General features: G+C 36.8%; 15 protein-coding genes and 6 pseudogenes. 2 read left to right on the plus strand and 19 right to left on the minus strand.

Features of this window, described 5'->3' with window-relative positions; genetic code table 11:
- Window positions 1-11: 11 nt before the first annotated feature.
- From FTU06_RS08240 to FTU06_RS08265, 6 genes are all read right to left on the minus strand, one after another.
- Window positions 12-1,673, minus strand: a complete 1,662-nt coding sequence (locus FTU06_RS08240) for an AMP-binding protein (RefSeq protein WP_180007370.1) — start codon at window positions 1,671-1,673, stop codon at window positions 12-14.
- A gap of 78 nt (window positions 1,674-1,751) precedes the next feature.
- Window positions 1,752-2,306 carry a septation protein IspZ gene (locus FTU06_RS08245; RefSeq protein ID WP_005090850.1) on the minus strand — a complete coding sequence of 185 codons (555 nt, stop codon included), beginning with the start codon at window positions 2,304-2,306 and terminating at the stop codon, window positions 1,752-1,754.
- Window positions 2,303-2,551: an acyl carrier protein gene (locus tag FTU06_RS08250; RefSeq protein WP_005090852.1), complete on the minus strand. Its 249-nt coding sequence runs from the start codon at window positions 2,549-2,551 to the stop codon at window positions 2,303-2,305. Before FTU06_RS08250 ends, FTU06_RS08245 begins: the two co-directional genes overlap by 4 nt.
- A 9-nt stretch (window positions 2,552-2,560) precedes the next feature.
- Window positions 2,561-2,821, minus strand: coding sequence for a phosphopantetheine-binding protein (locus FTU06_RS08255; RefSeq protein WP_005090854.1), 261 nt, complete (start codon window positions 2,819-2,821; stop codon window positions 2,561-2,563).
- Window positions 2,805-3,617: a 1-acyl-sn-glycerol-3-phosphate acyltransferase gene (locus FTU06_RS08260; RefSeq protein WP_005090856.1), complete on the minus strand. Its 813-nt coding sequence runs from the start codon at window positions 3,615-3,617 to the stop codon at window positions 2,805-2,807. The genes FTU06_RS08255 and FTU06_RS08260 overlap by 17 nt, the downstream gene beginning before the upstream one ends.
- Window positions 3,611-4,231, minus strand: a complete 621-nt coding sequence (locus FTU06_RS08265; RefSeq protein ID WP_180007391.1) for a beta-ketoacyl synthase chain length factor — start codon at window positions 4,229-4,231, stop codon at window positions 3,611-3,613. The genes FTU06_RS08260 and FTU06_RS08265 overlap by 7 nt, the downstream gene beginning before the upstream one ends.
- A 205-nt stretch (window positions 4,232-4,436) precedes the next feature.
- On the opposite strand from FTU06_RS08265, the pseudogene FTU06_RS08270 reads away from it, so the two are divergent.
- Window positions 4,437-5,300: pseudogene (locus FTU06_RS08270) on the plus strand (IS3 family transposase); the annotation flags it as partial.
- On the opposite strand, the pseudogene FTU06_RS08275 reads toward FTU06_RS08270, so the two are convergent.
- From FTU06_RS08275 to FTU06_RS08300, 6 genes and pseudogenes are all read right to left on the minus strand, one after another.
- Window positions 5,299-5,676 (minus strand): annotated as a pseudogene (locus FTU06_RS08275) (transposase); the annotation flags it as partial. The pseudogenes FTU06_RS08270 and FTU06_RS08275 overlap by 2 nt on opposite strands.
- A gap of 163 nt (window positions 5,677-5,839) precedes the next feature.
- Window positions 5,840-6,505, minus strand: coding sequence for a flagellar biosynthesis protein (locus FTU06_RS08280; RefSeq protein WP_180003145.1), 666 nt, complete (start codon window positions 6,503-6,505; stop codon window positions 5,840-5,842).
- 135 nt (window positions 6,506-6,640) lie between these two features.
- Window positions 6,641-6,781 (minus strand): annotated as a pseudogene (locus FTU06_RS08285) (integrase core domain-containing protein); the annotation flags it as partial.
- 2 nt (window positions 6,782-6,783) lie between these two features.
- A pseudogene (locus tag FTU06_RS08290) lies at window positions 6,784-6,933 on the minus strand (IS3 family transposase); the annotation flags it as partial.
- A gap of 81 nt (window positions 6,934-7,014) precedes the next feature.
- A pseudogene (locus FTU06_RS08295) lies at window positions 7,015-7,304 on the minus strand (transposase); the annotation flags it as partial.
- Window positions 7,305-7,332: 28 nt separating this feature from the next.
- The gene (locus FTU06_RS08300; protein ID WP_180145971.1) at window positions 7,333-8,016 is read right to left on the minus strand and encodes a metallophosphoesterase; all 684 of its coding nucleotides are present in this window, start codon (window positions 8,014-8,016) and stop codon (window positions 7,333-7,335) included.
- 45 nt (window positions 8,017-8,061) lie between these two features.
- On the opposite strand from FTU06_RS08300, the gene FTU06_RS08305 reads away from it, so the two are divergent.
- Window positions 8,062-8,769, plus strand: a complete 708-nt coding sequence (locus FTU06_RS08305) for a hypothetical protein (protein ID WP_180145974.1) — start codon at window positions 8,062-8,064, stop codon at window positions 8,767-8,769.
- Here FTU06_RS08305 and FTU06_RS08310 read toward each other — a convergent pair.
- The 7 genes and pseudogenes from FTU06_RS08310 to FTU06_RS08340 form a co-directional block, all read right to left on the minus strand.
- The gene (locus tag FTU06_RS08310) at window positions 8,743-10,080 is read right to left on the minus strand and encodes an McrC family protein (RefSeq protein ID WP_180145977.1); all 1,338 of its coding nucleotides are present in this window, start codon (window positions 10,078-10,080) and stop codon (window positions 8,743-8,745) included. The two genes, FTU06_RS08305 and FTU06_RS08310, sit on opposite strands and share 27 nt — an antisense overlap.
- The gene (locus FTU06_RS08315) at window positions 10,077-11,879 is read right to left on the minus strand and encodes an McrB family protein (protein WP_180145980.1); all 1,803 of its coding nucleotides are present in this window, start codon (window positions 11,877-11,879) and stop codon (window positions 10,077-10,079) included. The genes FTU06_RS08310 and FTU06_RS08315 overlap by 4 nt, the downstream gene beginning before the upstream one ends.
- A 22-nt stretch (window positions 11,880-11,901) precedes the next feature.
- On the minus strand, window positions 11,902-15,300 hold the full coding sequence (locus FTU06_RS08320; RefSeq protein WP_180145983.1) for a TM0106 family RecB-like putative nuclease: 3,399 nt from the start codon (window positions 15,298-15,300) through the stop codon (window positions 11,902-11,904).
- A 315-nt stretch (window positions 15,301-15,615) separates the two neighbouring features.
- The gene (locus tag FTU06_RS08325) at window positions 15,616-16,008 is read right to left on the minus strand and encodes a hypothetical protein (protein ID WP_241345464.1); all 393 of its coding nucleotides are present in this window, start codon (window positions 16,006-16,008) and stop codon (window positions 15,616-15,618) included.
- 224 nt (window positions 16,009-16,232) lie between these two features.
- Window positions 16,233-16,454: a hypothetical protein gene (locus FTU06_RS16855; protein ID WP_257234345.1), complete on the minus strand. Its 222-nt coding sequence runs from the start codon at window positions 16,452-16,454 to the stop codon at window positions 16,233-16,235.
- A gap of 560 nt (window positions 16,455-17,014) precedes the next feature.
- A pseudogene (locus FTU06_RS16860) lies at window positions 17,015-17,425 on the minus strand (guanosine-3',5'-bis(diphosphate) 3'-pyrophosphohydrolase); the annotation flags it as partial.
- Between the two features lie 128 nt (window positions 17,426-17,553).
- On the minus strand, window positions 17,554-18,147 hold the full coding sequence (locus FTU06_RS08340) for a hypothetical protein (protein ID WP_257234346.1): 594 nt from the start codon (window positions 18,145-18,147) through the stop codon (window positions 17,554-17,556).
- Between the last annotated feature and the right edge of the window lie 5 nt (window positions 18,148-18,152).

An 18,152-nucleotide genomic window follows, 5' to 3' on the forward strand; every position in this document is an offset into this window, starting at 1 on the left:
TGTCTCTCGGCTTAAACGTCTACAGGGACAGCAAACAGCAAACGTCCTGATGCCAATATTTTGTCATGATTTTTCAGCTCAAAACTGATCTTATGTGCTTTACGGCTGAGCACCAGTTCCAGCGTTTGATAGGGTTGGATCAGTCCTTGAAATTTTAACTGCTCAAAACCATTGCACCACAGTAAATCTGCCCAGTTTTGTTTGGCAAAATGTTGAATAAATCCAATTTGCCCTACGCCCGGATAAATCGGGAAGTTCGGAAAATGCCCTTTAAAGCATTCCAGCTCAGGCACAAACTCCAAAGCATAAGTGATCTGCATATCCTGTGACTGCTGTGTCAATACCACAGGCAGAGTCATCGGCTGAAAGAGTGATTTTAAATACTGTTTGTTCAGCTTCGATTGTGCATTTTGTGGCATTTGCGTTAAAAACCGCCACTGCCGCGGAATCGCGATACTTTCCAATTTCAGTTGTAAGTGTTTTTTCAGCTGTGCGGTAAAGGCAGCTTTACCCTTTTCAATGAGCAGCGCCCTTGCATCATCCGTTAACACTGCCACCACCGCCAACATCTGACGCTGTTCTTTTTCATGAATTAAAACATGGCACTGCTGTATTTCTGCCAACTCAGCGATTTTTGCTTCAATCGCATCGAGACTTAACCGCTTTTCTTCGAGTTTGACAATGCGGTCCAAACGCCCCAACAACTGAAACGAACTTTTGGGATTATCTGCATCCATAACCTGCACTTTATCTCCCGTCAGAATCCAATCCTCGCTATAGGCATGGTTGGTTTTAACGGCTAACTCTTGCTGCTCGGCGCAGTTAATTTCGACATTGGCAAAGGGTGTCCATAGTGCATCATCCGCCTGACGGTGAGCAATCCCGCCTGTTTCAGAACTACCAAACACTTCAGTAATCGGACGGTTCAGCAAAGGACGCACGCCTGCATCCAACTTTCCACCAGAGGAATAGACCCGATGGCAGTCTTGCAACACTACATCTGTGGTCCAGCGCTTCAACAATGCAGGACTTGAAATCAGGTAATTGGGCAGTTGCAGATGGGCAATTTTCTTTTGAAGATCGACCACATCTTCAGGGAAAGCCTGTTGTTTTTGATAGAAACTGCGTCCACTGGCTAAGGGCCACAACAACTTAAACAACAAACCATAAATATGTTGATGACTCACCGTGGCAATCGCAACTGCCCGCTCAGGCAAATCAAAACTGGCTTCCAAACCACAGACTTCATTGAACAATTGTTGCAAGGTGCGCGGAATCTTTTTCGGCTGCCCTGTTGAACCCGAAGTATAGAAATACAGCTGTGCCTGATTGAGAAAGGCAGCATCAAATTGAAGCTCAAAGGTTGACGCGGCTGTCGACGGCAAACGTTTTAAAAAATAAATCTGCTGTTCAGCCAATTCTTTTTCTAAGTCGCTGACCCGATGCGGCGGCAACAGCACTTGCTTAGCTGCTTGCAAGGCTGCAAACAACAATACCAAAAACTCATAACTGTCTTGTTCCCAAAGCGCCCATACTGGCTGTTCCAACTGCTGAATTTGCGTAGCCTGCTCAGCTACATCCAACCAAAAAGTGTGAAAGGACACAAAACTTGAGTCCGCCTGAATACACAAGGGACGCGATGAATGGAGATGGTGTTGAAAATGACAAGACATAAAATTTGTTTTTAAAAACCGTATTTCTAATCGCTATAGTTCGAGGCCACTGTTTCAGTTGCCCTGACGGAAATGCTGTTATTTCTGTGCCTGATGCAGTCGTTGCTGGCGTTTACGCAACACAAACTCACCCAGTAACAGTCCACCCATCAAGACATAAGAGATCAAGCCGTTATACATCACCCAAATTTTCATCGGTGCAAAGAAAACAGTGATCAGGGCAATGACCGCATTGATGCAAAAAAAACCACACCAAACTTTGGTCACTTGACGGGTCCATTCGACTCCTTCTTCTGGCAGATTAGGCTCTGCCAAACGTGCAAAACGCTCAATCATTGAAGGCGGTCGAATCAAGGTGCTGGCAAAAATAAACAGCGCCCCAAGACTCATAAAGACAGGATAGAGTTTAAGCCACGCATGATCTTTTAAAATCAAACTCAGCCCGCCACATAAAATGGCAAAACCTGTCAATGGCCACAGCAGGGCATTGCCCTTACTCAAGAGACGTAAAATGCCCAGTACAATCAATACCGCACTGACCCAGACATACTGTCCATGTGCCAAAGCATAAGCGACAAAAAAAGGATAGAGGATCAAACCGATCCCTGCTACCCCTTTTAAGATGTTGTTCATGCAACTGACATATTCTGAATCACGACCACCACATCTTGAATGGTGCGCACATTTTTAAAATCTTCAGGGTTGACTTGTTTGCCTGTCAACTCTTTAATTTTTACCACCAAATCAATGGCATCAATACTGTCAACATCGAGGTCTGAAGCTAGGTTTGACTCTAATTGCACATCTTCAGGCGCAATTTCAAACAACTCTTCCATCCATTCACGTAATTTTTCTAACACGGTTTCTTGTGCAAGCATAGCAACCTCTTATGCTGTTTTCTGTGCTTCAACCAAAGCCACTAAGCTTTGAATTGATTTAAAATGTTCTTTGGTTTCTGCAGACTCTGCATTCAAATGAATGCCATAACGTTTTTTCAATGCCAAGCCTAATTCAAGGGCATCAATCGAGTCCAAACCTAGACCATCGCCAAACAAAGGCGCGTCTGTATCAATGTCTTCAATACTGATGTCTTCAAGGGCAAGGACATCAATAATCATTTGCTTTAATTCATCAGCAAGATTCGTCATTTAGGGATAACTCTTGGTTAAAAAACCATTGTAATTGTTGATTTAATTGACGTACATTTTTTGGATTAACCGTTACGTCATCCAATACGTCTTCCACTTGGATCGCATCCAAGACTTTTACATGGATATGAAAAGGCTGTTCTGGAATGTGATACCATTTTTCGTTTTTGGTGAGTGTCGAGGGCGTACAGCTAATTAGCACAGGCCGAATCGGTACCCCTGCCCTTAGTGCAATATTGGCTGCGCCGCGCTGAAACTCGTTCAACTGCTCACCTTTTGCTGTTCTTGTTCCCTCAGGAAAGATCAACAAGGACGCGGCATGATCCTGCTGCAATTTGTGTACACAGTCCTGAATAAATTGTTCAGAACCCGCATTTAAAATATAGCCCGCACTTTGCACAGGACCTTTGGTAAATGGATTTGACCACAGTGCCTGCTTAACGACACAGTTTGCTTGCTCCATTAAACCAATTAAAACCACCACGTCAATCAGTGTCGGATGATTGGCAATCACCAACTCCTGTTGACTGTTTTTTAATTTCTCTAAACCTTCAACCGTATAAGTCATAATGCCCAGTTTCACCATCATTTCGGTGAAACCTTTAAAACTGTGTTTAATCACCTTTTGAGTGCGCTGTTTTCGGACATCCAGATCAGACGAACTCAGCTTAACCAGAGGGGCAACCAAACCGCCAATCGCCACACCGCCTAAGCCAAAGCTGGCAAAGCTAAATCCTGTCGCCCCAACCCGCCATGCATAGTTGGCTTTTTGCTTGATTCGATTTAATTTCAGCATTTCGTCCACGCTTCAGATTCAGTTTGCTCAGGATTAGTCCAAAACGTGTTAAATGCTAAAGCTTGCTGATAGGCTGGCGTTGCATTCGTATGCTTTGGCATCAATATCAAATTTGCAGGCGCTAATGAAATCATCGCTGCCATCGCAAAAGCAGAAAATGGCTGATGCTCGATATACATTTCAGGCAAGGCTTCATCATAATACACCAGCAAAACCTGACAGGCTTCTGGCCTTGTTTTTAACCATGCATAAGCTTCAATCAACCCATCATTCCACGAACCTGCCAAACTGGTCGCAGGTGTCGCATCCTGACATAAAATAGAATATAAGCCTGAAATTGCATTATGTACCGAGGTTGAAAATTGAGTCGGTGAAGGCGTTTGCCCTCTCAAGACATCTTCTAATATATTCAGCGTTTTGGCTTCATCACCATATTGCGACACCCAAACAATATAATCGACTTTGTGTGTATTTAAAGTCTGTATTGCACTATTCATAGCCAGCTTTGCTAGGCGCGATAAGCGCCGGCGTTGCATCGCAGGAATGTGTTGTATAGCTGATAACACTTGATCAATCGAACTTAGATTTAAGTGGGACACGTGGAGTTGCATCATCATGATCAGTAATTAAAAAATTGACAATTATCAGGTGTGTAATTATAACACCGAGTTAAATTTTTCACAAAAAATAACAAAACCATGTTGTTTTCAAAAATAAAACTGTGAAATCCATTCAATTATCAATTGCTGTATGCTGAAAAAACAGGAGGTTTTAACTTGGTAAACTATACATACTCATCAGGAGTTTACCATGAGCTAGAAACACAAGACGTATACGGTAGAACTTAAATCTGAAGCCATCAAAGCATTAGAAGCCAATCAAGGCAATGTATCCGAAACAGTTAGAGAACTCGGCATTTCCATGCAGACCCTTTCGCATTGGAACAATAAGGCAAAGGCAGGGACTTTAGCTGGTACTAAACAGTATTCACCTGACCTAAACGCTTTGCTCGAAGAAAATAAGCAACTTAAACAAACAGCTTAAATCCGCTGAAATGGAACGTAAATTTCTAAAAAAGGCAGCAGCGTACTTTGCCAAAGTACGTCAGTAAGGTACGCCTATATGAAATCGCAAAAACACTGATTGCCGATTATTTTGATGGCACGATTACTTCATGTATTAGTTTCACACTTTTATAATTGGCTAAAACGAGGTGTGAATAAACGATTAGTTCAGCGAAATCAACAAACAAATTTGGTCAAAATAGCGCACAAATAAACGAAACAGAGCTATGACTATATTCGCTTAACCAAGCATTTACAGGCTCAGGTCGTAAAAATTAGTACATATGCAGTATGTCAGATAAAAAAGTTAAATCAGCTGCATTGTAAGTACCACAAACGTTTCAAAAGAACGACGAACAGTGACCATAACTGAGCGATCTATCCAAATTTGCTTGAGCAACAATTCTCAATGATTAAACCAAACCAAGCGTGATTGAGTGATATTACGTATATATGGACGACTGAAGGCTTGTTGTACTTAATAGTTGTAAAAGACGTTTACACGAAACAAGTGGTTGGCTACAGCTTAAATGAGCGTATGACAGCCAAGCTTGTTTGTGATGCATCGAATATGGCTATTCACAATCAAAAACCAGCTAAGGACCTCATTGTACATTCACAAACTTCATGCCTGTAGAGTCTACGAGTAGATGAAGCCCATCACTGTTTTTCTGATAACTAATTGCAATATCAATATGCTTTTGTCTTCTACAAAGCATACTGTAATCTGGTGCTGTCCAATCCGCAAAGTTTAATTAAGTTTTGAACAAAGCCAGTAACCCTGTGTAAAGTGAGTCTAAATAGAGATTTGATCATCAAATACATTGAATCGCTATGTCGGAGTAAGTTTTACTTAGACCTTATTTGCCTTGCGGTTCTGCATGCCATTGTGTTTTTGGATCGAACCAAATGTCAATATTCCCACGATTAAAGAGTGCTTGGTTATATGCTGACCAATTGGTTGTGCGGTAGATTTTGTATGTAAGCTTCTTCATTTGAAAATTATATTGCTGAAAAAGCCTTTACAGATAGGTTTGTGCAACAAAGCCTATGTGAAGTTGAATGTAGACTGGGAAATCTAACAGATAGATAAAATGATAAAGCTCTTCTAAAAGAGCTTTATTCTAAGAGTCTATAATTTGGATCTAAAATGATTTATTAGGGGGTAACTCTAGGCAAAGATAAAATTAATTTAGCTTCATAGTCATTCAAAACATTATCAATATTTTCAATCCATTTTGTACCATTGGCTACCTGTGCTGATCTAACAACTTTGCTGTAAACGTGAATAGGTTCAGCTGGCGATTTCTTCGTATTGAAGATATCGGTATCAATTTCAGAATGGATTTTAATAGATGCAAATCCTGGCTGGAACCAAGACCAGAATTTATTAATTTTAATATTCAAAACTAGGTCTGCATTCGCCCGATTGGCAGCATTATCTTCAAGAACTTCATAGCCTGATTTCTTAAGTGCTAGAGTTGTACGTTTCTTTAATAATTCAGAAACCGTTTCTTTCTCTAAAAGAATATCACCTAAAGCTTTTCCATAACCGTTACGCTTTCGAGCTACAGCTTTTGCTTTTTCTTCAGCCGTAGCCTTTGCTAAACCACCTTTTAAAGATGGGATATCAGCAGTTGGTGGTTTATCTTGAAAAGACCTTTCATCTTCAACAAGTGCAATAATCACTTTTTTAGAATTACTGGCCTCTTGTGTAGAAACTTGATTAGAGGTTGGAACTTGGATAAGTCCACGAGATGTTGCACATCCTGAAAGTGTAGTGATTAACAACCCAAAAGTTAGTATAAGAAAAAAATGTTTCACAAAAATCCCTCAATATTTATATAGTTAGGTAAAACTTCATAAATATAAAGAAATAGCGCAAAGATTGAAAGATAATTATTCGTATTAGTGGGAAAGTGAACCGTACCGGGTTTGTCGGAGACTTTTTTATTTAAGTTAGGCCACCTGACCTAACGGGTTAATCTTATCATAGTACCTTGCTTCAAACTCAAAAGGCGATACATAACCCAGTGCACTGTGTACACGCTTTTTATTGAACCAATCTACCCAGTTTAGTGTCGCAAGTTGTACATCCGCTGATGCCAGGCGCGAAGTGTTTCAGGAGTACAACTAATCTTAGGCGCAATTGCTGTGATTGCAGCCCAAGTAGAAGGATAATCTTTTTCAGATTCAATCAATAATTGAACCGCTCTTTCTCTGATTTCAGGGGTATATTTTAATTTTGTCATCGGGACACTACGCTTCGCTACGTCTTGCGAAGCAAAGCTTCTCATCTCAGAATATTGACTCTCCGACAAACCCGGTACGGTTCACCATTCCTGAATAGGCATTGTCCATTTTTCTGATGCCTGTTGAGTACCAATATACAGTAATTTCATCAGACTATCCTCATTGGGGAAAGCTCCTTTGGTTTTGGTTAGTTTGCGGAATTGACGATGTACGGCTTCAACGGCATTGGTGGTGTAAATCGGCTTCCTAATCGCTTTAGGGTATTTGAAATAGGGGGAAAGAAGATGCCATTTGGTACGCCATGACTGAATGAACACACCATATTTTCGCCCCATTTTGCTTCTAGTTCATCCAGTGCTACTTCTGCCGCCCCTTTACTCCCCCCACTACACCTTCTTTTATTGGACTTTAATGATACATAGCTTCTTCGTAAAAGAAGAGCCTACATCAATATAGTGACAATTGTCGATTTGAGTATGTTCTTTTACAATCGTATGACCTAAATAGATTTCATCGATATTTTCGACAACATCATAGTGAGCGGAATGCTGACGAATTCGTCCTCTCCCCCACAGCGCGTTCGCATAGGCAGAACTGACACCTGAAATCTTGTAGTCACCTTGTGCAATATTGTGCTTAAAGGCATTCCAATCGTGAATATCAATGTCGGCATGAACAATACCTATCTTTTTATCTTTCAGCTCAACTTCAATCACCAATGGTAACTTTGCTAAACGACCAATAATTCTCTGCCGTGTCTTTTGAAATTGTCTATAAAACCATGCTCCCCCATTTCTTGCATGCATGTCTTTCATTTTAGGATCATGTTGCCCTCGAATACACATTTCTTCATGATTACCTCGCACAGTTAAAAACCATGTTTGATCGAGTAATGAAATACATTCTAAATTTTCATTACCTCTATCGATGAGATCACCTGTGCAGATCAGTAGATCATTTTCAAAATCAAAATTATTTAGATGAAGCTCATGCATTAGAAGACTATAAGACCCGTGAAGATCTCCAACGATATAAACTGAATTATAATTTTGGTTTACAAGTATCTTTATTACATCATTCATGCTATGAATAAAACCTTTTTAAAATTTTGATTACCATTATAGAACATGACCCATACAGCTTCTAATACATTGCAAGATATTGTTATTTATACAAATAATAAAATTTCTCTTGATTTTTATAAGCCATTTGAAGATGGACTAAACCCTATATTATTTACAGTTAAAACTTTAGAACAAATCCCAAGAAAGACTGAAAATAAAATCCATATTGTCATCTTGGAGTCCTGTGATGAACTTAACAATCTACAAATAAATTGCAATAAAATTCATCTAATCATGCCTGTATGTTCAAAGAATAAATTAGAAAATGATCTAAATGCTCTAATATTTGAGCATGACCAATCTATGTCATCCCAACAAGCTTTAGAAAAACTTTATCGTGGTTTTATTAAATTTTATTGCTCAACTGAATCTTATCTTGATTCTCAGGATTTTTTTAATTCTGACTCATATAAAGATGGATATCGATACATTAACATCCATGAGGTATTGCAATACAATATTAGTTATGAACAGCAACTCAATACCTACCTTAATACGATATCAAATACTGAAACAGTATCCTTCAATTTTTCAATAAGCTATGATTTTTCTTCAGAATTTGGCTATTTACCGCTGCTAGAAAATACTGTTGACCAGTTGAACTATTCAAAAGATAGGGATGTATTTTTTAGTATTGTGCTTTCAAAGCACCCCCTATCAGATAATAAGTTAGCTATCTTACATTTAAGTCAAAAGTCTCCAATGTCTTAATTTTTCTATCTTATCAAAATCAATTAATTCATCATTATCTAGATCAAAAGGTAGAACCCATATCTCTGGATTTTTTCCTTGATCTCTTTCATGCTTATTTAATTGAAACTCTGGTAAAGCTTCATTAAATTTTGAACTTTTTGGATAAATCAAAACTATTGGACTATCGTGTTCAAGGTACATATAACTATAAGCAAACATTTGCTGCATATCACCATCGCTGATTCCATAACGTTGGTCTTCACTATTCTGATCCAATAATTTCCATTTTGTATCTAAAATCATATTGCTATGAATATTTTTATTTTTCGCTTCAAAGTAAATATCTGGCCGAAGATTAAATCTATCTTTTCCATTATGATAGCACAAATATTTATTACTCTTCTGCCTTTGGATTTGGTAATGCTCTGAGTATTGTTCTTCTAGCTTACTCAGTACATAAGCTTCAAACAACTTTTCCATAGGAAATAAAAAGCTCAGTCCATCCGTATCACCTGAAAGTGCAAATGGAATTTCATCTCCTAAGATAATCTGACACCACGGTTTAATGGCATCGTAATGTGCCAATAAACGTCCTGTATGCCATTGTTGAAAGTCCAACCGATAGATAGCACTTTGTGGAATGCCTGACATCCGTTCTTTTAACTCAACCGCTAAACGCCAATTGTCATTGTTTTGGGTGAGTTTACAGATTTTTTCCAGTGCAGATTTTAATAAGCGATTGGGTGCAGTATTAGGTAAGAACTCATCATAATGAATGGGTAATAGATGTTGTTTAGTCACAGGTTGGCGCATCATTTTAGTGACATCTAGCTTCCCTTTAAGAAATGAACTCTGTTCCTCAATCGTAGAATATTCGGAGCGCAATCCACGTTGAATCAATTGTTCACAATGCTCTAAAAAGTACTGCATTAACCATTCATTCAATGGCATGGGAAAAGTTTGTAGGCTAGCTTGACCTGCTTCTCGTGGTTTTGGTAAATCCCACAATGCCAACAGCATTTTCTTTAGTAACGCACGCTCGCTCTCTAAGTTAGCTTCTTGATCGAGATTATCTTCGACATGCTTAGGTAAAATCTCGATGACATTGCCACATTTGGTTTGAATGATACCGACATAGTTATCTACTTTTAACCGTCGCTGTGTTTCTAAATGCAGAATACTCAAGCCGTTTTTTTTAAATTGTAGCGATAAATCAACAAGTTCTTGAAAGACCGATGTAGGAACATGAATTTCATCAAGTCCCTTTTGATCAAAGCAATTGCCTTCGACAACTATACCGTATTCACGCAATGACCAAATCTTTGTCATGCACTATCACCATTCGTTTTACTTTGAGGTGATACAATTGCTTGAAGTGCTTTAATTTGAACGTCTTCTTTTCCTTTAAAGAGTTCTTTGTTGACTATCCAACTACGGCTATTTAATCGTTCTATTTGATTTTCATCCATCATTCCAAGGAATAATTCTTTCTTAATTTCATCCTTAATAATCATTCTATTACCACCCAAGACTAAATTTATTTTTTCCCAATCATCGAAGAAATATTCTTGTAGTAAAGGAATAATTTTCTTTTCAAAAACAGCCATTAAATCTTGAACTGTAGAGTTTGATGTCAGATGTGTAAAATTAGCATGACCAATACAGTGATCTTGATCTAGCAAGGCTTTTATACGTTTATTGATGATTTCAAGCAATTCCTTTACTGAGATACTACCGATGATTATATCTTCCAAAACCGTTGGATCAGGCAACATTTCAATAAATTCAAAACGACGACGTAAAGCTAAATCTAATGACGTTAATGAACGGTCTGAACTGTTCATCGTCCCAATAATATAAAGGTTGCTTGGTACGCTAAAAGGTTTTTCAGGAGAGTAAGGTAAAGTTACAGGTAAAGCCTCTGTCTTACCTGCTCGTTTCGACTCTTCAATTAAAGTAATTAACTCACCAAAAATTTTAGAAATATTGCCTCGGTTAATTTCGTCTATAATCAAAACATAATTTTCTTTCGGATTTTTTCGTGCAGATTCACAAATTTGTTTAAATATTCCTGGTTTCACATCGTAATTTAAAATGTTTTTTGAATTTTTATCCTCTGGGTTTTCTTTGATTGTTTCAACTCGAATACCTTCGACAAATTCTTCATAACCATAGCTTTGATGGAAAGTTACAAATTTTATGCGTCCTTCATCTAAATACTCTTTAAACGTCCTTCTATCTTCTTCTGATTGTTCTTCTTCAATAGAACGACCATCTAAAATAGCTAAGGCATGATTAATCGTGTGGTAAGTCTTACCTGTCCCTGCTGGACCATAAAGAATTTGGTTTAGTGGATGAGGTACTTTTATGGAGTTAGAGTTATTTGAATCAGTATTGTTAGATTGGCCATTATTTTTGATTAATTCTTGAATTTCATACATCGGTTTATCCCCAAAATCTTCCTTTAGTTTTTCTAATAGTTCTTTATAAGCCTGCCAATCTTTAGACTTAATTTTCTCTAAATCATATTTTTTTTTAACACTATCACTCAAGTGTATATATTCATGTGGCTTAATCCATGATAATGCGATCGACAAATTCGTAATACCAAGTAGGTCAAGATTCAAAATTTCTTTAAATTCCTCCTCTTTAACTTCATTATTATTAACTAATCTTTCAAAAAAATTCCAAATGGTTTGAATATGATTTTCTTTTCTTTCAACGACCTGCACATTGTCTAATCTTCCTTTATAAGGGAAATACCATTTATTATTCGGATTAGCTGAAGTTATTGCTTGATTATCCCAATCAAAAAATAAACTATCTAAATCTTCACCTATATCTAAATTGTTATTTTTCCCTAAGAATTCAATTAATGCTTTTTGAACCATTCCTCTTGATTTATTACTTTGTTTATTCTTTTTATAACTAATCAAAGACAATACTGTAAAAGGATCAACTTCTTCAAAATCTACTTTTATTTCCTTACCATTTTCGACTTTTTTATCAAATTGCTTATCTACACCACATGACCACAGTATTTCTAATAATTTTTTCTGATCTTCTTTATAGTGCAATAATGCCTTACAGATTTCCTGATACACTTTTATCCATTGAAAGTTATTCATAAACTATCTACCAATATTCATATTAATTTACATATTCCAAAAACTGACAAAACACATTTACCAATCTTTGCTGTTTAACCTGATTTGCAGGACTATTTGCCAACTTTGGATTCGCCACCACAATCGCCAATGCTTGCGCCCGAGAAATTGCCACATTTAAACGGTTTTTATCAAATAAAAAATCCATACCACGAGGTGACTCACTGGCATCACTTGCACACATACTAAAAAACACAATCGGTGCTTCTTGCCCCTGAAACTTATCTACACTACCAACTTTTGCCTGCTCACCCAATACGGCTTTTAGCTTAGTCACTTGCAAGTTATACGGGGCTACAAACAACATATCATCTAAAGTGATATGTCTTGATTGCCCTGTTTGATCTGTATATGTACGACCTAATAATTCATTGACTGCTTTCTGAATAGCAATCACTTCTTCATCACTACCTTGGGCATTTCCCTCATGTTCTACAGGAATAAAGACTAAACCTGCCTCTTTATTCAATAATCCATTGTAGTTTTCAGAAACTGTTACACATTGTCGATCAGTATTCGCATCAGATTTTAATTTGCCTTCATAAATTGCATCACTAATAAACTGATTCACTTTCGAATGCATACGATAGGTTGTTGCTAGGAAAATCCCTTTATTTTCTTCAATCGTGGCACGATCACCCAACAGATAATCTAAGGTTGATAAGCCACTTTGTGCAGGATGTGTACCTTGTGTTGGTTGCCCCAATTGCATCTGATCACCCATTAATACAATATTATGGGTGGATTGACTCATGGCGATGAGATTTGCCATAGAAACCTGTCCTGCCTCATCTACAAACAAGTAATCAAATTGTTTATTTAAATCTGCTCGCGCAAAGCCCCATGCTGTTGTCCCTATCACGCAGGTTGTGCCTAGATAATTAATGATTTCATTATTCTTGATTTCATGGATCGATAATTCTTCAATCGCATCATCTGTATTTTTTGTACAATAAAAATCAGCATCAATATTTTGTTTATGGCAGTACTCAGCTGTGCCAATTAGTAAATTATTAATCGCTTTGTGTGAATTAGAACTTATCCCAACTCGTTTCCCTTGTTTTAATAATTCAGCAATCACATGCTTGGCAGTGTAGGTTTTACCTGCCCCTGGTGGACCTTGAATGATTAAATAAGAATTTTGTAAATTTGAAATTGCACGAATGATTTGATTAAGACGCTCACCCGAATCTTGACTGGTTACAATCGCTTCCCCTGAATTTAAACCTTTTATTTTAGGTAGATTACGTCTTAATACCTCTAAAATTACATCGTTCTCGAGCTGATTATTTTGATAATTCTGTGCAAGAGTTTGGATCGCTGTTGGAATCGGATCAGCATTCACATAACTATCCGGTATTAAATGAACAATATCTGGTAATTTATTTTTGGACTGTAAGCAAATTAAACCTTTTTCAAGATTACTATGCGCTAATAAAAACTTTGCTTTACATGCTTTATCATTTTCATCAACTTCACCCAATAGATAAAAATTACCTCCATCTTTCGCCAACTTAAAATCCTGATTTACATCAAATTGATATTCATATACTAGATTTCTTGCACCTTGTGGTTTAAATGCTTCTTTTTCTGTGCGAACACAATTGACTAAGCAATCTAAATCTTCATATAAATCTTCAGGGTTTGAACTCAATTGCTCAAATAGCTTCCACCACATGGGTTTATGTTCACGTTGATGAAATTCTAATGACCATGCCAACATTTCAAGCACATTGGCTTCTGTGGCATCTGCCTTTTCAGCTTGTGCTAAAAGTTCATCACGTAATTGTACAATTTGCTGGGCTTTCTCAATTTTTTCAGGTTTTTCTGGTTCTGATGAAATCTGCTTAGGTTGATACTGAATATGATGATCTTGTTGTTGGGCTCTTAACCAATCCACCAACTCTTGTGTACTGTTACAATCATCAATATTGTAGTCACGAATATCTTTTAAAATTTTTGAATCTTGCCACGTCAAACCATCTGGGTTTTGTCGCCAATTTTCATACACGACAACAGAATCACCCCCCGAACCCACTTCTGTCTCACGTTTACCACGGTATAAGTGTTCTACATTTTTAATAGAATATTTGGGTTCACCAATCAGCAATCCATTTTTAACGATCTTGTATAAATCAACAAAAACTTCATTTCTTAACAATTGATCTACTTCAAATTCGCAAACACCATAGCGACACATGAGCTTCTTACATGCAGCAATTTCATAGTTTGCATAATGGTAAATATGCATTGTAGGATCTTGCTGCCAACGTGCATAAACCCATTCGATAAATGATTTAAATGCTATTTTTTCTTCAATTTCATTGTGAGCCCAAAAATCTATAAATTTACGATCACCTTTTTCATCGAAATATGTACATCCCCACAGGTACTCAAGCCCCCCTTCAATTAAAGGAAACCCCTCGATATCGAAGTACACATCATTTTCAGAGTGCTGAGGTAATAGTGCCAATCCTAGTTTTTCATGAGTGTTAATGATTTCAAATAAAGGCGTTGTAAGCCCTTCACTTTTTCGCTGAATTTGGGCCTGTGCTTTTAATCTTTTATATACATCAGTATTCAAGCTCTTAATGCTTGGCTTATCACTATCAATCAAGTCTTGCATCGTTTGAATACCATCAGCATTCAGCTTCTTGATTTGCGAGCGTGTTATTGTGGCGACTTGAGAAAGATGATCTACCTCTTTAAGTAATTGCTTCGCATAATTACTCCAACAACCCCATGACTTGGAGTCAGAAGGATTAGGGTACTTTTCTAAATCGAATTCTTCGTGCAATTGCAAAAAGGCATTTTTTACTGATTGGTAGTAATAGTAAAATTCTTGTGTTCTCAATCGCTGTTGAGTTTGATCGCCTAAAATAATGACAAAATCATTCGAATAACGGCCTTGAATAGCTGCAATCATTTCCTGATAACAACACAATTGAATGGTGTAATAAGGTTGTAGTGATTTAGAGAGTTTGGTGTCCCAAATTTCATAATGATAGTCCCCAAGTTGACTAGAACCTGCAACCTTAACTAAAAAATCAGCAAAACCAGTAAACTTACCTTTACTCAAACAAGCCTGAAAAACAACATCTGCACCTTCTTTCATGGCCTGTATCGTTGCAGCTTTCTTATCTGAACTTAATCCTATATTCGCAATCGTTAAGCCTTGTTGCTTCAATCCTTCCAATACAGATGATTCATGCTCTGCACCTTTATCCTGAAGCATGAGCATCATTGCATCATCCTGATCTTTTAAATCTAAAGCTTCAGGAGAAATAAGACTGAAATGTTCCATCCAAGAAGCAAAAGGACTTTCTAAAAACAAAATTAAATCAGAGGGTGAAAAAATTAAATTATCATTATGTAGTTTCATATTAACCCCAAATATTTTTATAAAGTACTAAAAAAACAAATACTACTATAGACTTCTTTCATAAATCAAAAAATGATCTTCTTCTTGGTTAATATTTGCATCCCAGATTTTTTAGCATTCGTGCATAATCTGCGGTTGAAATACAATGATTAGCCATCCTTTAACAAAAAATAGATTTTTGCATCAGTCGCCTTAAAAAATATATTAGACCTTGCATTAGTCAAAATTTAAACAGTCACAAACTATATTTTATAAGGTTTTAACCAATTCAAAATTAGGTAAAAGCATACTCCGCAAGGTCTATTGTTAAAAATTCTATTCATGAAAAAAATCTGGGGAATCATAATGTGAATTTTGCATAGCTACATCTAATGGACAATAAAAAAATTGCACCCCTGGAATTTTTGGACTTCCATCTCGATTTTCCAAATGTTTTTCTAGTTTAATATATAAAGGATCATTTTTATCAAAACTGACATCTAAGAATAAATTACCTAGATATGGTTGCTGTATAACATTATCACTAGCCATACCGTAACAAAACTCAAATGAAATATTATTATAATTTAGCCATTGTATTAATTCATTTCGCTCAGTTAACTCTTTATAATTGTGATTTTCTATTGTCATTTCACTAAAACTAACAAAAAGTACATCACTTCCTTTTTTTCTCGCAATTGCGTCTATATGTTGGATTATCATTGGCATCTTATTTACCCCTTCATTATATAATTTTTACTTCATGTAGTATATCTATTACATTAGAACTTGTTGACATTGACTGCTCAAAAAATGCGAGAAAGTAGAATTTAATTTACAGTCTCAATTTAATCGCTGTGTTAGGTCAGGCAGCCTATCTTAATAAACTCCTCCAACAAACCCGGTACGATTCAAAAACGGAAAATGAAATTTACATTAAATTATCCGCTATATTAGCGGTATAAATCATTAAAATTGTTCTCTACATATACATAAAAATCATTTTCCACTCGATCATATTTAAAGACCATGGTGTTACGACTCATCCATCGCTTTAAAAGTTTTTCGTAGACATTGGCTTTTTTCGTAGAGGTCGCACTAAAAGACCAATAATGAATGCCATGCTTATAAATAAGTTCTTCAACTTTCTGACTAATCGCATTAAAAACTTTCATGGCGGGTAACTTCAAATTGAGATCTTCATATATGGGGTCATCTCTAAATAGAGCTAATTCTGGATGTTTACGGTAATTAATCTGCACTCGGGCACGAGGTAGTCTATTTAAAGAGAAGGAAAAACTGTAATGATCAAATTTGAGTATGTAGTGTAATCCATCGATCATTAAGTCTTCTTTCAAAATCATGCGAGGTCCTTCGTAAAATGATAACCAAGAATATTATTGTAGATCTCCATCAAGAGATCTTGATCTTCCAATGTTTGAAATGAGCTGTCGAAAAAATCACGATCAGTCGTATTAAATAATTGAATAAAGTGTTTTGGAGAAGGTATTAATTTTTTACGCTTACAGTAAGCAAAATATTCACTAGCATCTTCAAATAAAATCCACCATTCTTGGGGACTATCAATTTGGTTCCCTCCTAGCGGATGCAATTGATCAAATAGTGCATTAAGTAAATATTGAAAATTAAATCGCATACTTCCATATTCAAACTCTGGATATTCAGTATCCAGATCTAAAGCTTTTACATGCTGATGAATTACATAAGCCTCTTTTAGTATTTCTTGGACCTTTTGATATTGTTTATAGCGTATCAAATCTTTGGCAGATATTTTTGGGAGTCGAGATAAATCCATATTGTCGCTCAAATCAGCGAGCTTAACTTCACAAGCAATCGGATTTTTAACAGTACGCTGTACCGCTTGGAAGCGATTTTCACCATTTACTTTAGTCACGGCGATAATCGCATCTATTATCTTTTGCTCAAACCCCAAGACTTTGAGCTCATCTATTGTCGTTGGTGTATCTTCTAAAATATCGTGGAGAACAGCGCAGATCTTGGCATGTGGCTGTTGAACATTTTCCATAACGCGCAATGGATGTTGAATATAATCCTGTCCTGCCTTATCTACTTGCCCTGCATGGCGTTCACATGCCAATTTTAATGCCTGATCTAGATTTGAAATACGTTTACCCTCTTATTATATTTACTCTCTTTTCTTTTAAATATTAATCAATTACCTAATATTTATCTACAATCATAAGCACATTAGCGACATTATATGTCGCACAAAAAATAAATCTATGCTCTTTATTATTTCATTTTTTCAAGGACACTTTTAATTCGAAGATCTCTTGCTACTTTCCCTAAGTTTGTTTGCGGTTCGAGAGTCCCCATATATCCAGCATCGAGTTCAACCAGATAGGCCTGACCAGCAGACGGTAAACATAAATTGTAAAAATTCTCTTGTAGATACTGCTCAATCTGATCGGTCGGTATATGGCAATGAGATTGCTGTTGTTGCTGGCTTATACAAACTTCAGCTTTCTCATTGTCTATACGAATTGTACAGAATGGATCAATCTCAAAATATTGGATGATCTTATTCAAGGCTGCATCAAATTCATCTGCCTTCATGTTCTGAGATTGTTCAACCCAAATGAGCTGCTTTGATGTACTTGAGCTTTGCAGCGCCGTATTCAAAATTAAAGGCTTAACCTTAAAATGTAATCCGTATAACGCTGCGATCAGATCAGTTTGAAGATTGGGCACTTCGTCACTTGATGTGGTACTAATTACTGTACTTTGACTCAAGGTCAATAAAGCACCTATAACTTGTGATTGACCTGTGTATAAGGTAAATGGATATTCTTTTTGGGATAAATTATTTTCAATACTTTGGTTCATCCATA

Origin of the sequence: Acinetobacter sp. YH12052, from assembly GCF_013419835.1 — a bacterium.
GTDB lineage: Bacteria > Pseudomonadota > Gammaproteobacteria > Pseudomonadales > Moraxellaceae > Acinetobacter > Acinetobacter amyesii.